The sequence below is a fragment of the Xanthomonas sp. JAI131 genome (genome assembly GCF_013410075.1).
Taxonomy (GTDB): Bacteria; Pseudomonadota; Gammaproteobacteria; order Xanthomonadales; family Xanthomonadaceae; genus Xanthomonas_A; species Xanthomonas_A bonasiae.
On the sequence record NZ_JACCCN010000002.1, the window covers coordinates 1163419 to 1186617 of the forward strand.

Annotated in this window: 20 protein-coding genes; 4 read left to right on the forward strand and 16 right to left on the reverse strand. The window is 69.3% G+C overall.

Annotated elements, in window-relative coordinates:
- Nucleotides 1-919 precede the first annotated feature (919 nt).
- From HDC36_RS11635 to HDC36_RS11660, 6 genes are all read right to left on the reverse strand, one after another.
- Nucleotides 920-1546, reverse strand: coding sequence for an HAD-IA family hydrolase (locus HDC36_RS11635; RefSeq protein ID WP_179567399.1), 627 nt, complete (start codon nt 1544-1546; stop codon nt 920-922).
- Nucleotides 1537-2256, reverse strand: coding sequence for a hypothetical protein (locus HDC36_RS11640; protein WP_053838437.1), 720 nt, complete (start codon nt 2254-2256; stop codon nt 1537-1539). The genes HDC36_RS11635 and HDC36_RS11640 overlap by 10 nt, the downstream gene beginning before the upstream one ends.
- Nucleotides 2253-3242 (reverse strand): alpha/beta hydrolase, encoded by a 990-nt coding sequence (locus HDC36_RS11645; protein ID WP_179567401.1) that lies wholly within the window; start codon nt 3240-3242, stop codon nt 2253-2255. Before HDC36_RS11645 ends, HDC36_RS11640 begins: the two co-directional genes overlap by 4 nt.
- Before the next feature lie 205 nt (nt 3243-3447).
- Nucleotides 3448-5388, reverse strand: a complete 1941-nt coding sequence (locus HDC36_RS11650; RefSeq protein ID WP_179567403.1) for a M1 family metallopeptidase — start codon at nt 5386-5388, stop codon at nt 3448-3450.
- A gap of 124 nt (nt 5389-5512) precedes the next feature.
- A complete protein-coding gene (gene ubiE / locus HDC36_RS11655) occupies nt 5513-6274 on the reverse strand; it encodes a bifunctional demethylmenaquinone methyltransferase/2-methoxy-6-polyprenyl-1,4-benzoquinol methylase UbiE (RefSeq protein ID WP_179567405.1) in 762 nt (253 codons plus the stop codon).
- 167 nt (nt 6275-6441) lie between these two features.
- Nucleotides 6442-7590 carry a porin gene (locus HDC36_RS11660; RefSeq protein ID WP_179567407.1) on the reverse strand — a complete coding sequence of 383 codons (1149 nt, stop codon included), beginning with the start codon at nt 7588-7590 and terminating at the stop codon, nt 6442-6444.
- A gap of 270 nt (nt 7591-7860) precedes the next feature.
- Here HDC36_RS11660 and HDC36_RS11665 point away from each other — a divergent pair, with 270 nt between their 5' ends.
- Nucleotides 7861-8316 (forward strand): nucleoside deaminase, encoded by a 456-nt coding sequence (locus HDC36_RS11665; protein WP_179567409.1) that lies wholly within the window; start codon nt 7861-7863, stop codon nt 8314-8316.
- Between the two features lie 13 nt (nt 8317-8329).
- On the opposite strand, the gene HDC36_RS11670 is transcribed toward HDC36_RS11665, so the two are convergent.
- The gene (locus HDC36_RS11670) at nt 8330-10498 is read right to left on the reverse strand and encodes a TonB-dependent siderophore receptor (protein WP_179567411.1); all 2169 of its coding nucleotides are present in this window, start codon (nt 10496-10498) and stop codon (nt 8330-8332) included.
- 60 nt (nt 10499-10558) lie between these two features.
- Between HDC36_RS11670 and HDC36_RS11675 the strand changes: the two genes are divergently transcribed.
- The gene (locus tag HDC36_RS11675) at nt 10559-11725 is read left to right on the forward strand and encodes a heparan-alpha-glucosaminide N-acetyltransferase domain-containing protein (RefSeq protein ID WP_179567413.1); all 1167 of its coding nucleotides are present in this window, start codon (nt 10559-10561) and stop codon (nt 11723-11725) included.
- A 94-nt stretch (nt 11726-11819) separates the two neighbouring features.
- Nucleotides 11820-13184 carry a DUF2252 family protein gene (locus HDC36_RS11680; protein ID WP_179567415.1) on the forward strand — a complete coding sequence of 455 codons (1365 nt, stop codon included), beginning with the start codon at nt 11820-11822 and terminating at the stop codon, nt 13182-13184.
- A 346-nt stretch (nt 13185-13530) separates the two neighbouring features.
- Here the strand turns inward: HDC36_RS11680 and hslU are convergent, their stop codons facing one another.
- The 9 genes from hslU to HDC36_RS11725 all read right to left on the reverse strand — a co-directional run bounded on the left by hslU (nt 13531) and on the right by HDC36_RS11725 (nt 21558).
- Nucleotides 13531-14898 carry an ATP-dependent protease ATPase subunit HslU gene (hslU, locus tag HDC36_RS11685; RefSeq protein ID WP_179567417.1) on the reverse strand — a complete coding sequence of 456 codons (1368 nt, stop codon included), beginning with the start codon at nt 14896-14898 and terminating at the stop codon, nt 13531-13533.
- Between the two features lie 100 nt (nt 14899-14998).
- Nucleotides 14999-15550: an ATP-dependent protease subunit HslV gene (gene hslV / locus HDC36_RS11690; protein WP_179567419.1), complete on the reverse strand. Its 552-nt coding sequence runs from the start codon at nt 15548-15550 to the stop codon at nt 14999-15001.
- A 48-nt stretch (nt 15551-15598) separates the two neighbouring features.
- A complete protein-coding gene (locus HDC36_RS11695) occupies nt 15599-15895 on the reverse strand; it encodes a DUF3079 domain-containing protein (protein ID WP_255432689.1) in 297 nt (98 codons plus the stop codon).
- A 45-nt stretch (nt 15896-15940) separates the two neighbouring features.
- Nucleotides 15941-16903 carry a tyrosine recombinase XerC gene (xerC, locus tag HDC36_RS11700; RefSeq protein ID WP_255432690.1) on the reverse strand — a complete coding sequence of 321 codons (963 nt, stop codon included), beginning with the start codon at nt 16901-16903 and terminating at the stop codon, nt 15941-15943.
- Nucleotides 16900-17571 (reverse strand): DUF484 family protein, encoded by a 672-nt coding sequence (locus HDC36_RS11705; protein WP_179567421.1) that lies wholly within the window; start codon nt 17569-17571, stop codon nt 16900-16902. The genes xerC and HDC36_RS11705 overlap by 4 nt, the downstream gene beginning before the upstream one ends.
- Nucleotides 17568-18422, reverse strand: a complete 855-nt coding sequence (gene dapF / locus HDC36_RS11710) for a diaminopimelate epimerase (RefSeq protein WP_179567423.1) — start codon at nt 18420-18422, stop codon at nt 17568-17570. The genes HDC36_RS11705 and dapF overlap by 4 nt, the downstream gene beginning before the upstream one ends.
- On the reverse strand, nt 18415-18666 hold the full coding sequence (locus tag HDC36_RS11715) for a lipoprotein (RefSeq protein WP_179567425.1): 252 nt from the start codon (nt 18664-18666) through the stop codon (nt 18415-18417). The genes dapF and HDC36_RS11715 overlap by 8 nt, the downstream gene beginning before the upstream one ends.
- Before the next feature lie 100 nt (nt 18667-18766).
- Complete coding sequence (locus tag HDC36_RS11720) at nt 18767-19150, reverse strand: YbaN family protein (protein WP_179567427.1); 384 nt, start codon at nt 19148-19150, stop codon at nt 18767-18769.
- Between the two features lie 320 nt (nt 19151-19470).
- Nucleotides 19471-21558 (reverse strand): S9 family peptidase, encoded by a 2088-nt coding sequence (locus tag HDC36_RS11725; protein WP_179567429.1) that lies wholly within the window; start codon nt 21556-21558, stop codon nt 19471-19473.
- 208 nt (nt 21559-21766) lie between these two features.
- Between HDC36_RS11725 and HDC36_RS11730 the strand changes: the two genes are divergently transcribed.
- Entirely contained in the window at nt 21767-22990 is a 1224-nt protein-coding gene (locus HDC36_RS11730) for a pyridoxal phosphate-dependent aminotransferase (protein WP_179567431.1), read from the forward strand.
- The last annotated feature ends 209 nt before the right edge of the window (nt 22991-23199 follow it).

Here is a 23199-nt window from a genome sequence, read left to right on the forward strand (position 1 = left end):
AGCGGGGGCAGAAGCGCCATGCGCGGCAGCGACGGGCGTACCTGGCAGACGCCCGGACGGGCGCCGGACCGACCCGTCGCTGTGCCGGCAGGCGTTAGGGGCAGACCCGAAACTCCATGGAGACACTTAAGTCCCGACGCTACTGCTTCGCACAGACGTTGCTGGAGATGCAGCGCCGCAGATCACCGGCGCGAGCGGCAAACCCGCAGCATCCGCGACGGCAAACTCTCCCGCCACGGCTCACGTGCTCTCGTCTCTGTTGCTCTGTTGCTGTTGCTGCTGCTGTTGCTCTGCTGCTGTTGCTTTGGACTTTCCGGGTCCCTTACGCAGCGGCGAATAGGTCGGGAAAAACCCCGCAGGAGCGGCGCACAGGGATGTGCGCCGTTCGCGGCAGGGGCAGGGCTCGCCGGAAAAAGGCGAAGCACTGCTTCGCCCCGGCGGGCGGGCTGGCGCCGCGAGGCGACGGCCCCGGACTTGGCCGCGTAGCGGACCAGCCTCTTCCGCGAATCCCGTCCTATTCGCGGACATGGAGCACGCAGCGCGCAGCGCGGAGGGCGCGGAGGAGGGTGTGCTTGACCAGCCTTCGGCTGTGGTAAAGCGCTTCTTTTGGTTACTTTGATCAGCCTTCGGCTGCTGTGAAGCGCTTGTTTGCACAAGCAAAGAAAAGTGACCCGCCGCAAGGCGAAAGCTTTGCCTTTTGCTTTTGCCTAACCGTCGCAGTGGTGATCGCAGGGGAATCAGAAGGATGCAGAGATCGGCAACACGCCAAGCGACGCACGCGCACAAGAAACCGGATCTGCATGCCAGAGGCAACGACCGCAGCTGGCGCGCTTTTCACCTTTGTGGGAGAGACTTCAGTCCCGACGGGGCTTCACCGGCAAAGCGTCGGGACTGAAGTCCCTCCCACAGAGAAGACGCCCTACCCGGCCGCGTCCCGCCACCATTCCAGCAGTGCCGCGCAATCGGCGAAATGCAAATCGGCCAGCGCCGGCCAGAGATTGTCCGCATGCAGCAGCACCGTGGTCGCGCCGGCATGGCGCCCGCACTGCAGGTCGTATTCGTGATCGCCGAGCATTGCCAGCGAATGCGGCGCCACGCCCCAGTGCGCAGCCAACTGCTGCAGACCGCCAGGATGCGGCTTGGGCGGCGCCTCGTCGCGGCCAAGGATGCTGGCGTCCTCGAACAGATCCTCGACCCCGATCTCACGCAGCGTCAGCTGCGCCAGCTCCTGCGCGTTGCGGGTCAGTACCGCCAGCCGGCAACCTGCCGCATGCAGCGTCCGCAGCAGCGCCGGCGCGCCGGGCGCGGCGACGGCGCCCAAGGCCAGCTCGCGTTCGTGCTCGAGCAGCCAGGCGTGCTTGGCGGCGCCCTCCCCGTCCGGCAGCGCGGCCAGGTGCTGCAGGATGTCGGCCTGCTGCGGAATCTGCAGCTCACGGCGGATCAGCGCGAAATCGTGCACCGCACGGGTCAGCGTGCCGTCCATGTCGAACACCCAGTGCCGCACCTGGCGCAGGCGCGCGCCGGGTGCCGCGGCGCTCAATCCCATCCCGGCATCTGCGACCCGTCCAGGCCGCCGGTCTCGAATACCGCGGTACGGGTGCCGCCGGCCTTCACCGGGAACTCGATCTGCAGCACCGTGGTCTTGCGCGCCAGCTTCCACAGCGCCTTGTCGTCGCTGATGAACATCGCGATCGCCTCGTCGGTGTTCGGACGCCATGCCGCGGCCGCGCGCGGCGCGGCCGCGTCGGCCTTCAACTGCACCTTGCAGCCGCCGGCGCAACGGAAATCGCCGGCCTGCAGCACCAGGTAGGCGCTGCGCTTCCATTCCGGGTGGTCGCGGAACACCAGCTGCACCGGCTTGGGGCCGCTGCCGTCCACATCGACCTTGTCGCGGCTGTACAGCATCGCCGAGCGCTGCGTGCCCTTGCCGGCCGGCACCTGCGAATATTCCCAGGCGGCCTGCATGCGCCGCAGCTCGCGCGCCGCCTCGCCCTTGGCCTTGACCTCGGCATAGCCGGGCTCGATGCGCTCGGCCGCGTCCGAACCGGGATACTGCTCCAGCAGCGCCGCGCCATGGATGCGCGCCAGGTCCCAGTTGCCGGACTTCACCGCGGCGTCGTATTGCTTGGCCAGGTCGTCGGCGGCCTGCGCCTTGGCCTGCGCCTCGGCCGCGGCCTGCGCCTTGCGCTCGGCCTCGTGGTCGCCGCAACCGGCCAGGGCGACGGCGCACAGCGCGCCGAGCAGAATGCGTTTCATCGGGGGACTCCTCGTTGGATCAACGTATCGATCGCCTGCGCGACCTCGACCGGCTTCTCGACGATGGACATGTGGCCGCTGCCGTCGAGCAGCACCTGCAGCGCCTGCGGCACGCGCTGCGCGTACAGCGCCAGCGCGCTGGCATCGATCACCGCATCCTGCACGCAGTTCAGCAGCAGCGCCGGTTGGCGGATGCGCGCGGCTTCCTCGAACGGCAGGAAGGCTTCCTCGCTGCGTCCGATCCGCGCCAGCACCTGCTGTTCGAAGCCGGCCTCGCTGCGCCGCCAGGCGACGATCGACGACACCGCCCAGGACGGGATGCGCGGCTTGCTAGGCTCCAGCAGAAAGACCGTGTCGATGTAGCGGCGCAGCGAGTCGGCGTCGTACACCGCGAACGGATTGTCGCCGTCCAGCACCGCCTGGCCGAAGGCGTTGTCGGCGAAGCGCACGCCGGCGGCGTTGAGCAGGCCGACCCGGTCGAACAGTTCAGGATGGCGCGCAGCGGCGAGCGCGGCGATGCCGCCGCCCATCGAATGCCCGACCAGCACGCATTCGCTGCCCGTCCCGCGCACGCACTGCGCGGCGAACGCGGCCACGCGCTCGGCCTGCGCGACGAAGCCGTAGTCCTGCCCGTCGATGCGCTGGCTCTCGGCCCAACCGGGAAGATCGGGAATGAACAGGTGATAGCGGTCGCTCAGTGCGCGTGCCAGCGGCAACCAGTTCTCCTTGCTGCCGGTGAAGCCGTGCACCAGCAGCAGCGCAGGGGCGGCGGGATCGGCCGCGGCGCGGTGCAGGTAGATCCAGCGATGCCCGGCGACCTGCGTCTGGCAACGCCGCAGGCCGCTGCCCCGGCGCAGGCGCAGGCTTTCCAGGCGCACCAGCAGGAACGGCTTGCTGCGCAACAACAGCACCGCGCCCACCAGCAGCGTCACCCCCACGGCCAGCGCGGTGAACGCCAGCAGCAGCAACAACGTCAGCAGCAACATGGAAGAGCCGGGAACCGGAAACGTGCCATGCGCCTACCTTCGCATGCGGCCCGGTTTGCGCCAAGCCCTGCACGCTGGCGCAGTGCGCTCGGGTCGGCGCGCCCCAGGCAGTGCGCGGCGGCCGTCGCCGTTGCGCAAACGAAAACGGCGCCGGGACTGCTCCCGGCGCCGCGATCCGTGCCGTGCGTGCGCACGCAGTGCCGCCTCAGTGCGCGGCGGCGCCCTTGTCGGCCTTGGCCAGCATGTCTTCCACCGACACCGTGGTGATCGGGTGGTAGCCGGGCTTGGCCTGGGCGAAGACCTGCTTGGCGAAGGCCAGGCCGTCCGGGGTCTTCACCAGTTCGGCGTAGATCGGCAGGATCAGCTTGCGGCGGCCGACGCGGGCGATGAACTCGCCGGCGGCCGGGCGCGCATCGACGTAGCCGCTGCGGATCGCCAGCGGATACCAGCGCATGGCGATCTCGCCGTTCGCGGTGCCGGTGAAGTGGTAGGCGGCGTCGAGCTGCTTGAGCTGCTCGGGCTTCAACGTGGCGCCCAGGCCGCTGAGGAAGCGCGTCCACTCCTGCGTGCTCCAGGCGTCGGTGACCTGCTTGCCCGGCAGGGTGCCGCTGCCGGCCCAGGCGATGCGCGCGGTATCGACCATCGCGAAGTTGCGCGAACGCGCCTTCTGCGCGAACGCCGGGATGCCCGGCTCGTCCAGCCACGCGTGCAGTTCGGCCTCGCTGACCGCATCGGGCTTCTTGGCCAGCAGGTTCTTCTTCAGATACGCGACGAACTGGTCGGTGTTGGCGCTCTGGAACGCGTGGTCGTCGAACCAGCCGCGCAGGAACGCATCGAAGGTGGCGCGGCCGAAGCGCTGCTCCAGGAACTGCAGGAACCAGGCGCCCTTGACATAGGCGACCTGGCTCAGCGCATCGTCCGGATCGCGCTCGGTCAGCGCCGGCAGCGCCAGCGCCTGGTCGGCCGGGCTCATGTCCTTGACCTCGGCGAGCAGGTCGGTCTGGTCGATCTCGCGCTCCATCTCCGCCGCTTCGGCGCCGTACAGTGCTTCGGTGATGCGCGCCTGCACGTAGGTGGTGAAGCCTTCGTTGAGCCAGATGTCCTTCCAGCTGGCGTTGGTCACCAGGTTGCCGGACCAGCTATGCGCCAGCTCGTGCGCGATCAGCGACACCAGCGACTTGTCGCCGACGATCACGGTCGGGGTGGCGAAGGTCAGGCGCGGGTTCTCCATGCCGCCGAACGGGAACGACGGCGGCAGCACCAGCATGTCGTAGCGGCCCCAGCGGTACGGACCGTACAGCGTCTCGGCGGCGACGATCATCTTCTCGGTGTCCTCGAACTCCTTGGCCGCCTTGTCGGCCATGGTCGGCTCGGCCCACACGCCCGAACGCTCGGAGATCGGCTTGAACACCAGGTCGCCGGCGGCGATGGCCAGCAGGTAGGACGGGATCGGCTGCGGCATCTTGAACGTGTAGTCGCCGTCGCGCGCCGCCTTCGGGTCGTTGTCGGCGCTCATCAGCACCATCACGTCCGGACGCGACACGACGTGCGCGCTGTAGGTGAAGCGCACGCTCGGCGTGTCCTGCAGCGGCACCCAGCTGCGCGCATGGATCGCCTGCGACTGGCTGAACATGAAGGGCAGTTTCTTGCCCTCGGTCATCGACGGCTCCAGCCACTGCAGGCCCGAGGCGGTCGCGGCGGTGTGGTAGGCGATGGTGACCTTCTGCGGCTGGTTCGGCGCTTCGATGGTCAGCTTGCTGCCGTAGATCTTGTCGGCCGGCGCCAGCGCGTACTGCAGCGGCGCCAGGTTGCCCTTGCCGTCGTCGCCCTGCACGTTCTCGATGGTCAGCTCGCGCGTGTCCAGCAGCAGTTGCTTGGCGCTCTTGTCCTTCCAGTCCAGCGTGTAGGTGGCGGTGCCGCCGATCTGCTTGCTGTCGAAATCCAGCTTCAGGTCCAGCGCCAGGTCCTTGATCACGACCTTGCCCGGCTCGGCGTAGGAGCTTTCGTCGTGGCTGCGGTCGGCGGGTTTCACGGCGGCGGCGGGCGCGGGCTTGGCGGCGGGAGCGGCGGCCTCGGTGGGCGCTTGGCGGGAACAACCGGTCGCGATGACCGCGGCCAGGGACAACAACAGGAACGGGGAACGCATGGCGGACAGCACCGGTTCGGGGAAACCGGAAGTTTACCTTGACAGCCGGGATTGGGGATTGGGGATTCGTAAAAGCGTGCGCTGCTGTTGCGAATCCCGAATCCCGAATGCCCAATCCCGGCCGTCAGATCTTGTAGCCCGAATGGATCGCGACGATGCCGCCGGTCAGGTTCTTGTAGTGGCTGCGGGCGAAGCCGGCCTCGGCCATCATGCCCTTCAGCGCGTCCTGCGGCGGATGCTTGCGGATGCTCTCGGCCAGGTACTGGTAGCTGTCGGCATCCTTGGCGAACAGCTTGCCCAGGCGCGGCAGGATCTTGAACGAATGGAAGTCGTAGATCGGCTTGAACCAGTCGGCGGTGACCTCGGAAAACTCCAGCACCCGCGCCTGTCCGCCGACCTTCAGCACCCGGTACATCTCGCGCAGCGCCGCGTCCTTGTCGGTGACGTTGCGCAGGCCGAAGGCGATGGTGACCAGGTCGAAGCTCTGGTCCGGGAACGGCAGCGCCTCGGCGTTGCACTGCACGTAGTCCAGGCCCGCGACCAGGCCGCGGTTGGTCAGCCGGTCGCGGCCCACCGACAGCATGCCGGCGTTGATGTCGCCCAGGACCACCGCGCCGTCGTCGCCGACCCGCTCCTTCAGCAGCGCGGCGATGTCGCCGGTGCCGCCGGCCAGGTCGAGCACGCGGTCGCCCGGCTTGACCTGCGCGGTGGCCACGAAATAGCGCTTCCAGGCCCGGTGGATGCCCAGGCTCATCAGGTCGTTCATCAGGTCGTAGTTGCCGGCGACCGAGGTGAACACCTCGCCGACCAGCTTCTGCTTGTCCTTGGCGGCGACGTCGCGGAAGCCGAAATGGGTGGTGCCGGACTTGTAGGGGGATTCGCTCATGGCGGGGATTATCGCACTGCTGGCGCCGTCATGGTCTGCGGCGTCCGGTCGCAGCCGCCGCTGCGCCGACCGACCGGGCCCGCCGGCCACGCGGCCGCCGCCCGGCGATCGCACGCCCGCGTCCCCGCCGCGCGCGGTGCGGCGCGCGCGGCCGCTGGGCGCGACCCTCAGAACTTCAGCACCAGGCCGACGTCCACGCCCTCGATGCCGTAGCCGCCGGCGTCGCCCTGGCCGAGGTCGGCCGAGGTCTGCTCGTTGCTGTAGGCGATCGTGCAGGTGCCGCCGGCGCCGTTGTCGATCCGCGCGTAGTCGGCGTAGAGATAGGCCTTGGGCGACAGCGCGTGCTGGTAGCCCACGCCCCACTTGTTGCAGGTGTTGTCCACGTAGGACGAATCGCGCCGGCTCCAGGCCGCCTTCCACAGGCCGTTGGCGCCCATCGGCGCGGTGAAGCCCAGCAGATAACCCTTGTGCTCGTGGTAGAAGCCGAGCGCGGCGACGTCGAACGGCTGCTGGATGTCGATGCGTTCGTAGAACCCGTACAGCTTGATCGGGCCGACGTCGTAGCTGGCCCCGAACAGATTGATCCTGAGCCGGGTCAGGCCGGGCACGTCGTTCCACCATTCCTCTTCGTGGTCGTAGCCCAGGCTCAGCGGTCCGTTGCTGTAGGCCAGGATCACCGCATACAGCGGACTGCGGCTGTCGCGGTCGCTGACGCCGAGCAGATTCGGCGTATAGGCGAAGGTGGCGTTGAGGCCTCGCCAGGTGGGAGTGACGTAGACCACCGCGTCCTTGGCCCGGGACACCACCACCTGCAGGGAACCGGCGCTGGCGACCGACCGGCCCTTGAACGGATCGTACTGCTTGAGCACCGCGGCGCGCCCGCCGTCGACGGTGCCGCCGAGCAGCGTCCCCCAGCCGCCGGTCGCGCCCAGCCAGGCATGCCGGGTGTAGAACGTATCGCCGCCGCTGCCGGCGTCCTTGTCGCCGGTCAGGTCGACGCCGACCTCGACCTCGCCGATCAGGCGGGTGCCGTTGCCCAGGTCGTAGCCGAGTTTGAGGCCGACATTGCTGCCGTCGGAACCGGCGGCGCTCTGCAGGTCGTTCTGGGTGCCCATGTCGGCAACCGCGCCGTTGCCGCCGCGGCGGCCGACGTAGCCGATATCCAGCGTGCCGTAGAGCGAGGCGCTGGCCGCGCCGTCGCTCCATTGCAGTCCCTGCGCCTTTTCCTGGTCCTGGGCCTGCGCCTGCGCGCCGGTCGCCACCCCTGCCGCGGCCACGGCCAGCCCGCCGAGCCCTTTCCACATCGTGGTGCGCATCGCGTGTCTCCTGCAATCGGACAACAGCGTTTCTGCAGCCAGGCCTGCGCCGAGCCGGTGATGCGGGGGATGGGGGTAGAGCGTTCATAGACCCATTCGCGCGGTAAGTAAAGCCGCATGCGCGCACCGCCGGAACGCTGATGCGGCGCACGGGCCGGCGCTCGCAACGACGCCGCCGCCGCAGGCGCCCTGTCCCGCGCCCGGCTTGCGGTGATGACAGCCCGCGCCGCCATGCGCACTATGGCGCTCTCCCGCCAAGGAACGCATCCGATGATCGCCACGCCCGACTACCGCGCCCTGCTCGACACCGCCATCGCCGAGGCCCGCCAGGGCCTGGCCGAGGGCGGCATCCCGATCGGCGCGGCGCTGTACCACAACGACGGCCGCCTGCTCGGCTGCGGCCACAACCGCCGCGTGCAGGAAGGCGACCCGTCGGTGCACGGCGAGACCGATGCGTTCCGCAAGGCCGGGCGCCAGCGCCGCTACAAGGACACCATCATGGTCACCACGCTGGCGCCGTGCTGGTACTGCAGCGGCCTGGTGCGGCAGTTCAACATCGGCACCGTGGTGGTCGGCGAATCGGTGACCTTCCAGGGCGGCATCGACTGGCTGCGCGACAGCGGGGTCACCGTGATCGACCTGCACAGCCAGGAATGCATCGACCTGCTCGGCGGCTACATCGCGGCCAATCCGGACGTGTGGAACGAGGACATCGGCGAGGACTGAAGCGCCGCCGCGCTCAGAACCGGTACTGCACGCCGGCGCTGACCGTGCGCGCCGCGCCCACCGCCACCCACGGCGTCGCCGCGACCGAACTGGTGTAGTAGGTCCGGTCGAACACGTTGTCCACGTCCAGCGACACGCGCAGCCGGTCGTCGATGCGCCAGTACGCCAGCAGCTTGGCCACGGTGTAGGCCGGCAACCGCGCCGGTGCGATACCGGCGTCGGCCTGCGCCTGGGTATAGGCCTCGGCCAGCCGCGCACCGGTATGGGTGATGCCGCCGCCGAGGCCGAGCAGGCCACCGCCGGGCAGCGGCGTCTCGCGCACCGCCAGCACGCTGCCGTTGAGCTTGGGCACGTTGATCAGGCTGCCGCCGACCTGCAGCGTGTTGTCGCGCAGCACCTGCACCCGGTTCCACGACGCGCTGGCGTTGAGCCGCCAGTGCGCGCTCAGTTGGCCGGACAGATCGGCCTCGGCGCCGCGGCTGCGCACGCGGCCGGCGGCGATCTGGTTGCCCGGATTGAGCGGATCGCCGGTGAGCACGTTGTCCTTGACGATCTCGTAAAGCGCCAGCGTGCCGCCGAGGCGGCCGTCGCGCGCCTGCCACTTGCCGCCCAGCTCCAGCGCGCGGCCGCTCTCCGGCGCCGGGGTGGTGCTGGTGCCGGTGCCGTACCAGACGTCGGAGCCGTTGTTGGGGCGGAACGAACGCCCCGCGTTGAGGTACCACGACCACTGCTCGCCCGGCGCGTAGCTCAGGCCGATGCGCGGCGTGGTCCTGGCCGGGGTCTGCGCGTAGCGGCCGCCGCTGCGGCGATCCTCCAGCGCCTGCCGGTAGCGGTCGTGGCGCAGGCCGAGCAGCAGCGTCCACTGCGCGTTCAACGCCACCGCATCCTGCAGGTACAGCGCCAGGTTGCGCTGGCGCTCGTGGGTATCGACGAACGGCAGCGGCGTCGGCGGCGCCTGGCCGTAGACCGGCGCGAACAGGTCCAGCGCATACGGTGCGGCGGCGCTGGGGCGGACCCGCAGCATGCGTTGATCGAGCACGAAGTCGTAGGTCTCCATGCCGACCAGCAGGTCGTGGCGCCAGGTCCCGCTGCGCACCTGGCCGCGCAGTTCGGCCTGCAGCGCGCTGTCGCGCGAGGCGAAGTCGCGCCAGCGCCGCTGCCGCCACAGCGTGCGCGCATCGGCCTGCACCGCACTGGGTTCGGTGGAGTAGCCGCGCAGGCTTGCGTCGCGCCGCGACGCGGCGAGCAGCCCGCTCCATGTGTCGGAGAACGCGTGCCGCAGCAGCAGCTGGTGATTGCGGTTCTCGACCTGCACGTCGCCATCGCCCGGCTCGCCGAGGAAGCGCGAACGCGGCAGCGCGCGCAGGTCGCCGCGCACCGCGACCACGCCGCGGTCCAGCGGCGCGCGGTGGCGCAACCATTCGCCGTTGTAGTCCAGCGTGGTGGCCTCGCCCAGGCGCCAGGTCAGCGCCGGCGCGAGGAAACGGCGCTGCGTGCGCACGACGTCGCGGAAGCTGTGCCTGTCCTCGGCGGCGAGGTTGAGCCGGTAGGCGACGCTGTCGCCCAGCGGCCCGGTGCTGTCGGCCGCGACGCGGTAGGCGTCGTGGCTGCCGGCGGACAGTTCCAGCGCGGTCGCCGGCCGCCACTGCGGCAGCTTGGTGACGATGTTGAGCGTGCCGCCGGGCTCGCTGCTGCCGTACAGCGCGGCGGCCGGCCCTTTCAGGAACTCGATCGCCTCGATGTTGGCGGTGTCGCGCGGCGCGTTGTAGCCGCGGTTGCCGGCCAGGCCGTTGAGCAGGGTCGCACTGCCGGTGTTCTCGTTGCCGGGCAGGCCGCGCACCGCGAAGTTGTCCCACAGCCCGCCGAAGCCGTTCTGCCGCGAGATGCCGCCGACGTAGTCCAGGGTGCCGTCCAGATGCGTCGCACCGAGGTCGTCGATCGCCTGCCGCGGCAGCACCCGCACCGATTGCGGCAGCTGGCGCAGGCTCAGCTCGGTCTTGCTGCCCTGGGTGGCATCTGCGTAGTAGGTGCCCGAATCGCGGCGCCCGACCACGCGCACCGTGTCCAGTTCGGCGGGCTCGGACGCGGCGTCGAGCACCGCATCGGCATCGGCCGGACCGGCACTCAGGCCGGCCAGCAAGGCGGCGACGAAGGACAGCGACTGCGGCGAACGTGGCGGCATGGAGCGAAGCACCCAAAAAGAAATGTTATATTATTTCAATATTGGCACGAACCGCAGCGCATGTCTTCCGCTTCCCCCGCTCTTTCCCCCACCTCCTCGCGCCTGGCCTCGATCGATCTGCTGCGCGGCACGGTGATGTCGCTGATGCTGCTCGACCATGTGCGCGAGACGTTCTACCTGCACCACCCGATCGGCGATCCGGTGGACGTGGAAACCACCGCCCCGGCGCTGTTCGTGGCGCGCGTGCTGGCGCACCTGTGCGCGCCGGTGTTCGTGTTCCTGACCGGGCTGTCGGCGTGGCTGTACGCGGCGCGGCAGCCGCATGGCCGCACCGCGGCGGCGGCGTTCCTGCTCAAGCGCGGGCTGTTCCTGATCGTGCTGGAACTGACCCTGGTCAACTTCGCCTGGACCCTCTCGTTCCCGCCCCAGGTGCTGTACCTGCAGGTGATCTGGGCGATCGGGCTGAGCATGCTGGCGCTGGCGGCTTTGCTGTGGCTGCCGCGGCCGCTGCTGGCGCTGCTCGGCGCGCTGCTGGTGGCCGGGCATAACCTGCTCGACGGCGTGCACGTGCCCGGCGACGGTCCGCTGGCCACGGCCTGGGCCGTCCTGCATGACCGCGGCTGGCTGCAACTGGGCGACATGCGCGTGCGCACCTCGTATCCGTTGCTGCCGTGGATCGGGGTGATCGCGCTGGGCTATGCGGCCGGCCCCTGGTACGGCGCCGGCACCGCGCCGGCGCAACGCCGGCAGCGCCTGCTGGCCTGCGGCCTCGGCGCACTGGCGCTGTTCCACCTGCTGCGCTGGCACAACGGCTACGGCGATGCGCCCTGGCGCGACCAGGCCGACGTGGCGCACACCGCGATGAGCTTCTTCAACCTGACCAAGTACCCGCCGTCGTTGCTGTTCCTGCTGCTGACCCTGGGCGTGGGCCTGCTGTTGCTGCGCCTGTACGAACAACCGCGGCTGGCGCGGGCGCTGGCGCCGCTGGCGGTGATCGGCGCGGCGCCGATGTTCTTCTACCTGCTGCATCTGTACGTGCTGAGGCTGCTGTACCTGGCAGCGCTGGCGTATTGGGGGGCGAACCACGGCGCATTGTTCGGCGTGGACAGTGTCGCGGCGCTGTGGGCGATCGCCGCGGTGTTGGGCGTGGCGCTGTACTGGCCGGTGGCGGCGTTCGCGCGACTGAAGGCGCGCCGCCGCGACCTGGCCTGGCTGCGCTATCTGTAGCGACGCCCGCGCCGGGTCGGCCCGGCCCCGGATTCATCGCCGTGCAATGCCGGCATGCTCGACTGGTCGCCCTGTCCGCGCCTGGAGACCTGCGATGCCCACCCGCCTGCCGCGCCTGCTGCTGATCGGCCTGATCCTCGCCGCCACCGCCGGCTGCGCCACCGCCGCGAGCCAGCGCGACGCCTGGGTGGTGCAGCAGATCCACGACTACAACCATCCCTATGCGGCGCAGCAGGCCGAGCTGGACACCAAGATGGCGACGATGGCCGGCAGCGCCTACGCGTTCTATCGCGGCACCGACCATCTGTTCTACCAGGACATGAAGACCCTGCCGGCCTCGCTGTGGACCAGCCCGCAGACCGGCTACACCTGGCTCGGCGGCGACACCCACATCGGCAACTTCGACGCCGCGCGCGACAGCAGCGGCAAGGCGGTGTTCAAGGTCGCCGACTTCGACGAAGGCCATCTCGGCCAGTACGTGTGGGACCTGCGCCGGCTGGCGGCGAGCATGGTCCTGGCCGGGCGCGACAACGGCCTGTCCGACAGCGACATCGGCAGCGCGATCGAGACGATGGTCGGCGCCTACCTGGACAAGATCGGCGACTTCAAGGGCAGCGACGCCGAGAAGAGTTTCCAGCTGGCCAAGAGCAACACCAGCGGCGTGGTGGCCAAGGCCATCGACAGCGCCGACGGCAAGAGCCGCAGCAGCCTGCTGGGCAAATACACCGCGGTCAGCGGCGGCAAGCGCACGTTCCAGAATCTGGACAACCTGGTCGCGGTGGACAGCGCCACCTACGCAGCGGTCGCCAGCGCGATGAACGGCTATGTGGCGTCCATCGCGGCATCCAAGCGCTATGCGACCAGCTACTACACGATCAAGGACGTGCGCCAGAAGCTCGGCTCGGGCACCGGCAGCCTGGGCCGGCAGCGCCTGTACGTGCTGGTCGAAGGCGCGAGCAGTTCGACCGGCGACGACGTGATCCTGGAATGGAAGCAGGAAGCGGCCAGCGTGGTCGCCGTCGCCGCTACGTCGCAGATGCCGGCCTCCAGCTACGACAACCACGAAGGCGAGCGCGTGGCGCGCACCGCCAAGGCGCAGACCCTGGATGCGGACGTGCTGATCGGCTACGCCAGCGTCGCCGGCGTGCCGTTCTACGTGCACGAGAAATCGCCGTTCCAGGAAGACCTGGACCCGACCGCGCTGAGCAGCGCCGGCAAGCTGGCCACCGCCGCCACCTACCTGGGCCAGGCGCTGGCTTCGGCGCATGCGCTGTCCGACCAGGACTACGATCCGGCAGTGGTGAGCTACAGCATCGACAAGCAGATCGATGCGGCCGCCAGCAGCAAGAGCGGGCTGAAATCGGAACTGCGCCAGTTCGCGTTCGACTATGCGGCGCAGGTGCAGCTGGACTGGCAGGGATTCGTGGCTGCGTACCAGGCGGGGACGCCGTTGTACTGAGCGCGGGGGTCACCGCCACGAACCCTGTAGGAGCGGCTTCAGCCGCGACCGGGCGTTACCGGTGATGCCCGGTCGCGGCTGAAGCCGCTCCTACAGGTTTCCGGGGACCGACGCCTGGCAGGCATTCGTGGCCGCATACCAATCAGCAGCGCCGTCGCGCTGCGAGGCGTGCGTTCTTGCATCTGCGGTTTGCAGATGAACTCTGTGGGAGCGACTTCAGTCGCGACGCAGCTTTCCCGGGAAAGCCCGTCGCGACTGAAGTCGCTCCCACAACTGTACCGACCGCAAGCAAGCAGTTGCGCGCACTGCGGCGCAGGCTCGCCTGCGCCCAGCCGGCACGCCGGAGTTACAGGATGTAGCGGCTCAGATCCGGATCCTGCACCAGCTCGCCCAGGTGCGTGTTGACGTAGGCGGCATCGACGACGACGCTCTGGCCGTCGCGATCCGGCGCCTCGAAGCTCAACGTATCGAGCAGACGCTCGAGCACCGTGTGCAGGCGCCGCGCGCCGATGTTCTCCTGGCGCTCGTTGACCAGGAACGCGATCTCGGCGAGGCGGTCGATCGCATCCTCGGTGAAGCTCAGGGTCACGCCTTCGGTCAGCAGCAGCGCTTCGTACTGCTTGCTCAACGCCGCCTTCGGCTCGGTGAGGATGCGGATGAAATCATCCTTGGACAGCGCCGACAGTTCCACGCGGATCGGGAAGCGGCCCTGCAGCTCCGGGATCAGGTCGCTGGGCTTGGCCAGGTGGAACGCGCCCGAGGCGATGAACAGGATATGGTCGGTCTTGACCGTGCCGTACTTGGTGCTGACGTTGGAGCCTTCGACCAGCGGCAGCAGGTCGCGCTGCACGCCTTCGCGCGACACGTCGCCGCCGGACGACCCGGCCTCGCCGCGCTTGGCGACCTTGTCGATCTCGTCGATGAACACGATGCCGTGCTGCTCGCAGGCCTCGATCGCCGCGGCGCGCACGTCTTCCTCGTTGACCAGCTTGCCCGCCTCTTCCTCGATCAGCAGCGGCCGCGCCGCCTTGATCGTCAGCTTGCGCGACTGCGACTTGCTGCCGCCCAGGTTGGAGAACATCTGCCGCAGTTGCTGGCCCATTTCCTCCATGCCCGGCGGGGTCATGATGTCCATGCTGACGTTGACCGCCACGTCCAGCTCGATCTCGCGCTCGTCCAGTTCGCCGGCGCGCAGCATGCGCCGGAACTTGCTGCGGGTGTCGTTGTCCTGCGCCGAGGGCTCGTTGCGCGCGGCTTCCGGATCGAAGCCGATGCCGGCGCTGCGCCGTGGCAGCAGCGCGTCGAGGATGCGGTCTTCGGCGCGCTCCTCGGCCTGGGTGCGCACGCGGGTCTTGGCCTGTTCGCGATACAGCTTGACCGCGGTGTCGGCCAGGTCGCGCACGATCTGCTCCACGTCCTTGCCGACGTAGCCGACCTCGGTGAAACGGGTGGCCTCGACCTTGACGAACGGCGCGTTGGCCAGCGTCGCCAGGCGCCGCGCGATCTCGGTCTTGCCGACGCCGGTGGGGCCGATCATCAGGATGTTCTTGGGCATCACTTCGTTGCGCAGCGCATCGGGCAGCTGCATGCGCCGCCAGCGGTTGCGCAGCGCGATCGCCACCGCGCGCTTGGCGTCGTGCTGGCCGACGATGTGGCGGTCCAGCTCCTGCACGATTTCGCGCGGGGTCATGGTTGAGGTGTCGGGATTGGGCATTGGGGATTAGAGATTCGTAAGAGCGGAGTAGGAACGATCGAGGCGTGTCCGAGCACAGGGAAAGGAGCGCTTTTGCGAATCCCCAATCCCGACTCCCGAATCACAGCTCCTCGACCACCACGTTGCGATTGGTATAGATGCAGATGTCGCCGGCGATGTTCAGCGCTTCGACCGCGATGGTCTTGGCGTCCAGTTCGGTGTGGCCGAGCAGCGCGCGCGCCGCCGACAGCGCGTAGGAGCCGCCGGAGCCGATCGCGATGATGCCGTCCTCCGGCTCGATCACGTCGCCGGTGCCGCTGATGATCAGCGAGGTTTCCTTGTCGGCCACCGCCAGCAACGCCTCGAGCTTGCCCAGGCGGCGTTCGGTGCGCCAGTCCTTGGCCAGTTCCACCGCTGCGCGGGTCAGCTGGCCGTGCTTCTCGAGCTTGGCCTCGAACAGTTCGAACAGGGTGAACGCATCGGCGGCGGCGCCGGCGAAGCCGGCCAGCACCTGACTGTCGCGGCCGAGCCGGCGCACCTTGCGCGCATTGCCCTTCATCACGGTGTGGCCCAGCGTCACCTGACCATCGCCGGCCACGGCGACATGGCCGTTGCGGCGCACCGACAGGATCGTGGTGGCGTGGAAAACGTTGGGATTCTGACTGGGGTCCATGCGGCCTCCTGAGCGATTCTTCAGGTGTGGGGGCATGCCGCCGCCCGTTCAAGCATGCGCGTGTCGATCGTCGCCGATCTTCGCGCGTCCCGGGTGCTCGGGCTCCGGCTCGATGCCCCACAGCAGGTACCAGTCCTCGCCCTGCATCTCGATCGGATGCATGACGCGTCCGGAGCCGTTGCCGCACGCCAGGTCCGCCGCCGCGCAGTAGCGGTCGCACCCCCAACAGATCCGCTCGGGATGCGCGGGTTGCAACGGAAAGGGTTTCGCCATCGACCTGCCTCGCTGCATGTTCCGGCGGGCAGTGTCCCCGCCCGCAGCGGCGCGCGCCTTGATCCAGAACAAGCGCGTGCGAACGGACCGACTTACCGCGTCCGTCCGTTCAGCCGGTCACGACTTGCGCCTGGCGCGCGGGTGCGCGGCGTCGTAGACCTTGGCCAGGTGCTGGAAATCCAGGTGGGTGTAGATCTGCGTGGTGGCGATGTCGGCGTGGCCGAGCAATTCCTGCACGCCGCGCAGGTCGCCGGAGGATTCGAGGATGTGGCTGGCGAAGCTGTGCCGCAGCATGTGCGGGTGCACGTGCTTGAACAGGCCCTGGCGCCCGGCCAGCTGCTTGATCCGGATCTGCACCGCGCGCGCGCCGATCGGCGCGCCGCCGCGGCCCGGAAACACAGGCGCCTCGGCCGCCGCCTTGGTCTCCGCCTGCCATTCCAGCAGCGCCTTGCGCGCGTGCGAGCCGACCGGCACCAGCCGCTGCTTGTTGCCCTTGCCGAGCACGCGGACCAGGCCGCTGGCGAAATCCAGGTCGCGCCAGCGCAGCGCGCACAGCTCGCTCAGGCGCAGCCCGGAGGAATAGAACAGTTCCAGCAGTGCGCGGTCGCGCAGGCCCAGCGGCACGTCGGTCGGCACTTCGACCAGGCGCACCGCCTCGTCGGCGTCCAGTACCTGCGGCAGCTTGCGCGGCGCCTTCGGCGCACGCAGCGCGGCGGCCGGACTGGCCGCAATCTGCCCATGCTTGAGCAACCACGCATAGAAACTGCGGCACGCCGACAGGCGCCGCTGCAGGCTCTTCGGCGACAGCCCGCGGCGGTGCTCGGCGGCGATGAAATGGCGCAGCTGCTCGGCGCCGAGCGCGGTGATGTCGCCGCCGGCATTGTCCGCCGCCCAGGCCGCCAGCGCGGCGAGGTCGCGGCGGTAGGCGTCCAGGGTGTGCGCGGACATGCGCCGTTCGACCTGCAGATAGCTGAGGAACCGGGATTGGGGATTCGGGATTGGGGATTCGGCATCAACAGCCGACGCATCGGCGCGCTTTTTCCGAGTCCCGAGTCCCGCGTCCCGCGTCCCGGCCTTCATGCGAAGCGCTGCAGCGCCACCGTCAGCGACTCGCCCATCATGCGCAGGAACAAGGTGCCCATGCCGGGATAGAAGCGGTTCGGATCGCGGCTGCCGACAGCGAGCAGGCCCACGCCCGGCAACGGCAGCAGCGCGGTGGACTGCACGTCCTCTACGCGCTCGGCGTACAGCAGCGCCTGCTTTTCCGGCTGCAGGCGGCCGCAGATCGGCTCGCCGTCCTTCAGGCAGTCGCGAAACGGCGCCAGCCGCGGATCGTCCTGCGCCAGGATCTGCAGCCACGGCGCCTGCTCCAGCCCGGGCAACGGCCGCAGCAGCACGATGCTGACCAGGTCGCCCTGGAAATCCTCCTGCAGCGACGCGGCCATCGCGCGCACGCTGTCGGCGGCACTGGTCTGCCGCATCAGCGCCAGGGTCAGCTGATGGGTCCGCACCGCCAGGCGCTCGTTGACCTGGGCATTGCCGGCCAGCTCGGACAGGCGCCGCGACAGCTCGCGGTTCTTGTCGCGCAGCACTTCCAGCTGGTAGCTCGCCAGCGACGCGGTCGGGCCGTCGTCGCGCGGCACCACCAGGGTCAGCGCCAGGTCGGGGAACTGTTTCAGGAACGCCGGATGGCGGCGCAGCCATGCGGCGATTTCGTGCGCGCCGATCTTGTCCTGGGTCTCGCTCATCGGATCCACTCCCCATCGAAAACGAATGCGGCCGGCCCGGACATCACCACCGGCGCCGCGTCGTGCGGCCAGCGGATGCGCAGCTCCCCGCCGGGCAGCACCACGCGCACGTCGCGGTCCACGCGGCCGCGCTGGATCAGCACCGCCGCGGCCGCGCAGGCGCCGCTGCCGCAGGCGAGGGTCTCGCCGACGCCGCGCTCGTACACGCGCAGGCGCACATGGCCGCGGTCGATCACCTGGGCGAAGCCGACGTTGACCGAATCGGGAAACGACGCGTGCTGCTGCAGCAACGGCCCCAGCCGTTCGAGCGGCGCCGCATCGACCAGGCCCACTTCCAGCACCGCATGCGGATTGCCCATCGACACCGCGCCGAAGCGCACGCTGCCGCCTTGCAGCGGCAGCACATACTCCTCGCGCATGCGCGGGAAGCCGATCAGCGGCACGTCCTCCGGGGCGAAGCGCGGCACGCCCATCGCCACCGCGAACTGACCGTCGGCGCCGCGTTCGATGCGATGCGAGGCGAACGGACTGTCGATGACGAACGGGTCGCTGCCGGCGGCGCCGTCGCGCACCAGCCAGGCGGCGACGCAGCGCGCGCCGTTGCCGCACTGCCCGGCCAGGCTGCCGTCGGTATTCCAGATCCGGTAGCTGGCCACCGCCTCGGCAGTGCGCGGCGCTTCGATGGTCAGCAGCTGGTCGCAGCCGACGCCGAAATGGCGATCGGCCAGGCGCACCGCCAGCGCGGCGTCCGGCGGCGGAGTGCCGTCGCGCAGGTCGAGCACCACGAAATCGTTGCCCGCGCCCTGCATCTTGGAAAAGCGCAGGCGCGCCGCGACGCTGGCCTCACTCATTCCCATCGGTGGGCGTGGTGCTGGTGTCGTCGGCCGGCTTCTGCTGGCCATCGACCGGCTGCGCCTGGCCGGCCGGATCGGTGGTGGCGGGCGGCGTCGCGTCGGGCGCGGCGGCCGGTGCGGCTTCCACCGGAACCGGCTTCTGCGGCATCACCAGCGGGCCCTTGTTGCCGCACCCGGACAGCGCCAGCAGGGCGGCGCCGAACAGGGCGATACGGATCGGATGACGGAACGATGTGCTCATGCGCCGAGTATAGCCAGAAGGGCATGAACCGGCTGTGCCGCCTGCCACGCTGCGGCCAGGCGCAGCCACGCCTGGGCCGATGCAGACGCGCGCTCCCGCTTCAATCGCGCGGCGGCGGCTCCGGGCGCAGCCACAGCCACAGCGCCACGCAGCTCATGCAGCCGATCGCCACCACCTGCACCCATGGCGTGTGCACGAACAGCAGCAGCACCAGCGCACACACCGCCATGGTCAGCGTGGCCATCCACTTGCCGCGGCGGCTGACCGCACCGTGCGCTTCCCAGTCGCGGATGCTGGCGCCGAAACGCGGATCCTCCAGCAACCGCCGGCGCAGGCGCTCGGAGCCGCGCGAGGCGGCATAGGCCGAGATCAGCACGAACACCGTGGTCGGCAAGCCCGGCACGAAGATGCCGACGATGCCCGTCGCCAGGCTGACGTAGGCCAGCAGCCACCAGGCCCAGCGGAAACGGGAAGGGGGTTCCATCGGCGCATGATAAAGCCGCGGCCGGATGGCGACGCGGGATAGGCCCTCGGTGCCCGCCGCTTGCGCGGGCGAGTTCAGTCGAGAGGAGCGGAGCGACGTGCTTGCCGGGCGTCATGCAGTTGGGACTGAACTCCCTCCCACAATGCACCCGGCCGGCACTCGGCGCGCCCTGCCCTTGTGGGAGCGACTTCAGTCGCGACGCGGAATCCGACAGTCATCGGCTTCGGAACCCGTCGCGGCTGAAGCCGCTCCTACAGTGCACCCGGCCTGCTTCGTGTAGGAGCGGCTTCAGCCGCGACAGCGCGCCGCGTCGGTCCGCCTTACTTCGCCGCCTGCTCCACACCCAGCTGGTCGAGCATGAACGCGTACGACTCGGCCTGCTCGCGATAGCGGCGGAAGCGCCCGGACTTGCCGCCGTGGCCGGCTTCCATGTTGACCCGGAACACGATCGGGCGGGTGCCGGTGTTGTCGTCGCGCAACTTGGCCACCCACTTCGCCGGCTCCCAGTACTGCACCTGCGAATCCCACAGGCCGGTGCCGACGAACAGCGCCGGATACGCCTGGCGGGTGACGTTGTCGTACGGCGAATAGCCGAGCATGTAGTCGTAGTACTGCTTCTGCTCCGGATTGCCCCACTCGTCGTACTCGTTGGTGGTCAGCGGAATGCTCGGGTCGAGCATGGTGGTGACCACGTCGACGAACGGCACCTGCGCCACCAGCACCCGGTAATCCTGCGGCGCCATGTTCGCCACCGCGCCCATCAGCAGGCCGCCGGCGCTGCCGCCGGCCGCGGCGACGCGGTCCGGCGCCGCATAGCCCAGCTTGACCAGGCCGCGGGTGACGTCGATGAAGTCGGTGAAGGTGTTCTTCTTCTTGAGTAGCTTGCCCTGGTCGTACCAGTCGCGGCCCATCTCCTGGCCGCCGCGGATGTGCGCGATGGCGTAGACCACGCCGCGGTCGAGCAGGCTGACCACCGGCAGGTTGAAGTTGGGATCGGTGGACATGCCGTAGCTGCCGTAGGCGTACTGGTACAGCGCCGCGGTGCCGTCCTTCTTGAAGCCCTTCCGGTACACCAGCGACACGGGCACCTTGACCCCGTCGCGCGCGGTCACCCACACGCGCTCGGTCTGGTACTTGTCGGCGTCGTAGCCGATCACCGGCTGCTGCTTGAGCAGCTTGCGCTCGCCGGTGCGGGTGTTGAGTTCGTAGGTGGTGGCCGGCGTGGTCAGCGAGGTGTAGCTGTAGCGCAGCCACGGCGTGTCCGGCTCGGGATTGACCGACAGGCCCATCGAATACGCCGGCTCGTCGGCCTTGACGTAGTCCTCCTTGCCGTCGGCGAAGTGCAGGCGGATCCGCTCCAGGCCGTCGGAACGCTCGGCGATCGCGGTGAAGCCGTCGAACAGCTCGAAGCCGTCGATGAACACCTTCTCGTCGTAGGGCAGCCAGGCCTGCCACTGCGAGCGCTTGGTGGCGCCGTCGGGCGCGGTCATCAGCGCGTAGTTCTTGGCCTTCCAGTTGGTGCGGATCACCCAGCGCCCGTCGAAATGGTCGGCGCTGTACTCGACGTCGCGCTCGCGCGGCGCCAGCACGGTGAAGCGCTGCGGGTCGGCGGCCGGCGCGTAGCGCTGCTCGGAGGACACCGTGCTCTCCACGCCGATGACGATGTACTTGTCGTCGCGGGTACGGCCCACGCCCATGTAGAAACTGTCGTCCTTCTCCTCGTAGACCAGGACGTCCTGCGCGGCCGGCGTGCCCAGCACATGCTTCTTGACGCGCACGGTAAGCAGGGTTTCCGGGTCGTTCTCGACGTAGAACAAGGTCTTGTTGTCGTCGGCCCAGACCACCTCCGGCGACACGCCCGGCACGCGGTCGGCGTAGATCTCGCCGGTGTCCAGGTTCTTGAAGCGCACCACGTACTGGCGGCGGCCGACGTCGTCCTCGGTCCACGCCAGCAGGCGGTTGTCCTGGCTGACCACCGCATCGCCCAGGCTGAAATAGCCCTTGTCCGCGGCCATCGCGTTGACGTCGAGCAGGATTTCCTCCGCCGCCTCCATGCTGCCCTTGCGCCGTGCATGCACCGGGTAGTCCTTGCCGCTCTCGAAGCGGGTGTAGTACCAGTAGCCGCGCTCGCGGTACGGCACGCTGCTGTCGTCCTGCTTGATGCGGCCGACGATCTCCTTGTACAGCGTGTCTTCCAGCGGCTTGAGCGGCTTCAGCACCTGGTCGGCGTAGGCGTTCTCGGCATTGAGATACGCCAGCATCTGCGGATTCTCGCGCTTGTCGTCGCGCAGCCAGTAGTAGTCGTCCTGGCGGGTGGCGCCGAACGGCGCGGCGACCGTGTGCGGCTGCTTGGCCGGATGCGGCGGGGTGGCGTCGGTGGCGAGGGCGGAAGCGAAGGGCGCGGTCATGAGCAGCAGAAAGCTCGCTAGCGGGGAACGGTGATGCATCTAATGGGGCTCCGGCGGCAGTAACGCAAGCAAGGACGCGCCACCCGGGCCGGGAGACGGCAGGCATGCGGCGCGGCGCCGCACGGTGCCGGCCGAGTCTCCGCGAGACGCCGCATCCTGGCAAGCGCGCGCAACGATTTCGTGCGCCGCGCTCCTCTATCATCGGGCCATGAACCCGCTTCCGACCGAACCCCGTACCGCGCCGCACGCGCTGCCCGCCTACAGCCAACGCAGCCGCGACATCGAACCGTTCCACGTGATGGCGCTGCTGGCCCGCGCCAACGAACTGGAACACGCCGGCCACGACGTGATCCACCTGGAGATCGGCGAACCGGACTTCACCACCGCCGCGCCGATCGTCGCCGCCGGCCAGGCCGCGCTCGCGGCCGGCCACACCCGCTACACCGCCGCGCGCGGATTGCCGGCGCTGCGCGAGGCGCTGGCCGGGTTCTACCGGCAACGCCACGACGTGGACCTGGACCCGGCGCGGATCATGATCACCCCCGGCGGTTCCGGCGCGCTGCTGCTGGCCAGCGCGCTGCTGGTGGATCCGGGCAAGCGCTGGCTGATGGCCGACCCCGGCTATCCGTGCAACCGGCATTTCCTGCGCCTGGTCGAAGGCGCGGCGCAGCTGGTGCCGGTCGGCCCGGACAGCCGCTACCAGTTGACCCCGGCCTTGCTGGACGCGCACTGGAACGCCGACAGCGTCGGCGCATTGGTTGCCTCGCCGGCCAACCCGACCGGCACCCTGCTGGACCGTGCCGAACTGGCCGCGCTGGCGCAGGCCCTGCAGGCGCGCGGCGGCCACCTGGTGGTCGACGAGATCTATCACGGCCTCAGCTACGGCATCGACGCGCCCAGCGTGCTTGAGGTCGACGACGGCGCCTATGTGCTCAACAGCTTCTCCAAGTACTTCGGCATGACCGGCTGGCGCCTGGGCTGGCTGGTGGCGCCGCGCGCGGCGGTGCCGTCGCTGGAGAAGCTGGCGCAGAACCTGTACATCAGCGCCTCAAGCATCGCCCAGCATGCGGCGCTGGCCTGTTTCCTGCCGGAAACCCTGCAGATCCTGGAAGCGCGCCGCGCCGAATTCGGCCAGCGCCGCGACTACCTGCTGCCGGCGCTGCGCGCACTCGGCTTCCGCATCGAAGTGGAACCGCAGGGCGCGTTCTACCTGTACGCCGACGTGAGCGCCTTCACCGACGACGCGCAGGCGTTCTGCGCGCATTTCCTGGAAACCGAGCACGTGGCGTTCACCCCCGGCGTGGACTTCGGCCATCACCGCGCGCGCCAGCACGTCCGCATCGCCTATACGCAGAGCTTGCCCAGGCTGCAGGAAGCGGTGGCGCGCATCGCCCGCGGGCTGGAGCGTTGGAATCGCCACCCCGAACCGTAAGCGCTTCAGGCGCTGCCGATCGCAATCACCCTTGCAGACCGAAACCAGGCGAAAGATCGCCAAAGGCCACATCGCGTAGCCAACGCCGTCTTGGCTTTGGCTTTGGTTTTTGCTGTGGCTGTGGCTGTGGCTCTGGCTTTTGATTGTCTTCGCCTTAAAGCGAGCCGAGCACCGCAGGCGCAAGCGGCCGAAGAGGCGCCCTTGTTTGA

Bases quoted from the DNA above. Each gene is read 5' to 3' on its own strand.
- HDC36_RS11665 (WP_179567409.1), top strand. From the start codon at position 7,861: ATGATCGCCACGCCCGACTACCGCGCCCTGCTCGACACCGCCATCGCC.
- HDC36_RS11640 (WP_053838437.1), bottom strand. From the start codon at position 2,256: ATGAAACGCATTCTGCTCGGCGCGCTGTGCGCCGTCGCCCTGGCCGGT.
- HDC36_RS11675 (WP_179567413.1), top strand. From the start codon at position 10,559: ATGTCTTCCGCTTCCCCCGCTCTTTCCCCCACCTCCTCGCGCCTGGCC.
- ubiE (WP_179567405.1), bottom strand. From the start codon at position 6,274: ATGAGCGAATCCCCCTACAAGTCCGGCACCACCCATTTCGGCTTCCGC.
- HDC36_RS11730 (WP_179567431.1), top strand. From the start codon at position 21,767: ATGAACCCGCTTCCGACCGAACCCCGTACCGCGCCGCACGCGCTGCCC.
- HDC36_RS11650 (WP_179567403.1), bottom strand. From the start codon at position 5,388: ATGCGTTCCCCGTTCCTGTTGTTGTCCCTGGCCGCGGTCATCGCGACC.
- HDC36_RS11680 (WP_179567415.1), top strand. From the start codon at position 11,820: ATGCCCACCCGCCTGCCGCGCCTGCTGCTGATCGGCCTGATCCTCGCC.
- hslV (WP_179567419.1), bottom strand. From the start codon at position 15,550: ATGGACCCCAGTCAGAATCCCAACGTTTTCCACGCCACCACGATCCTG.
- HDC36_RS11660 (WP_179567407.1), bottom strand. From the start codon at position 7,590: ATGCGCACCACGATGTGGAAAGGGCTCGGCGGGCTGGCCGTGGCCGCG.
- HDC36_RS11705 (WP_179567421.1), bottom strand. From the start codon at position 17,571: ATGAGCGAGACCCAGGACAAGATCGGCGCGCACGAAATCGCCGCATGG.
- hslU (WP_179567417.1), bottom strand. From the start codon at position 14,898: ATGCCCAATCCCGACACCTCAACCATGACCCCGCGCGAAATCGTGCAG.
- xerC (WP_255432690.1), bottom strand. From the start codon at position 16,903: ATGAAGGCCGGGACGCGGGACGCGGGACTCGGGACTCGGAAAAAGCGC.
- HDC36_RS11645 (WP_179567401.1), bottom strand. From the start codon at position 3,242: ATGTTGCTGCTGACGTTGTTGCTGCTGCTGGCGTTCACCGCGCTGGCC.
- HDC36_RS11670 (WP_179567411.1), bottom strand. From the start codon at position 10,498: ATGCCGCCACGTTCGCCGCAGTCGCTGTCCTTCGTCGCCGCCTTGCTG.
- HDC36_RS11715 (WP_179567425.1), bottom strand. From the start codon at position 18,666: ATGAGCACATCGTTCCGTCATCCGATCCGTATCGCCCTGTTCGGCGCC.
- HDC36_RS11720 (WP_179567427.1), bottom strand. From the start codon at position 19,150: ATGGAACCCCCTTCCCGTTTCCGCTGGGCCTGGTGGCTGCTGGCCTAC.
- HDC36_RS11725 (WP_179567429.1), bottom strand. From the start codon at position 21,558: ATGACCGCGCCCTTCGCTTCCGCCCTCGCCACCGACGCCACCCCGCCG.
- dapF (WP_179567423.1), bottom strand. From the start codon at position 18,422: ATGAGTGAGGCCAGCGTCGCGGCGCGCCTGCGCTTTTCCAAGATGCAG.
- HDC36_RS11635 (WP_179567399.1), bottom strand. From the start codon at position 1,546: ATGGGATTGAGCGCCGCGGCACCCGGCGCGCGCCTGCGCCAGGTGCGG.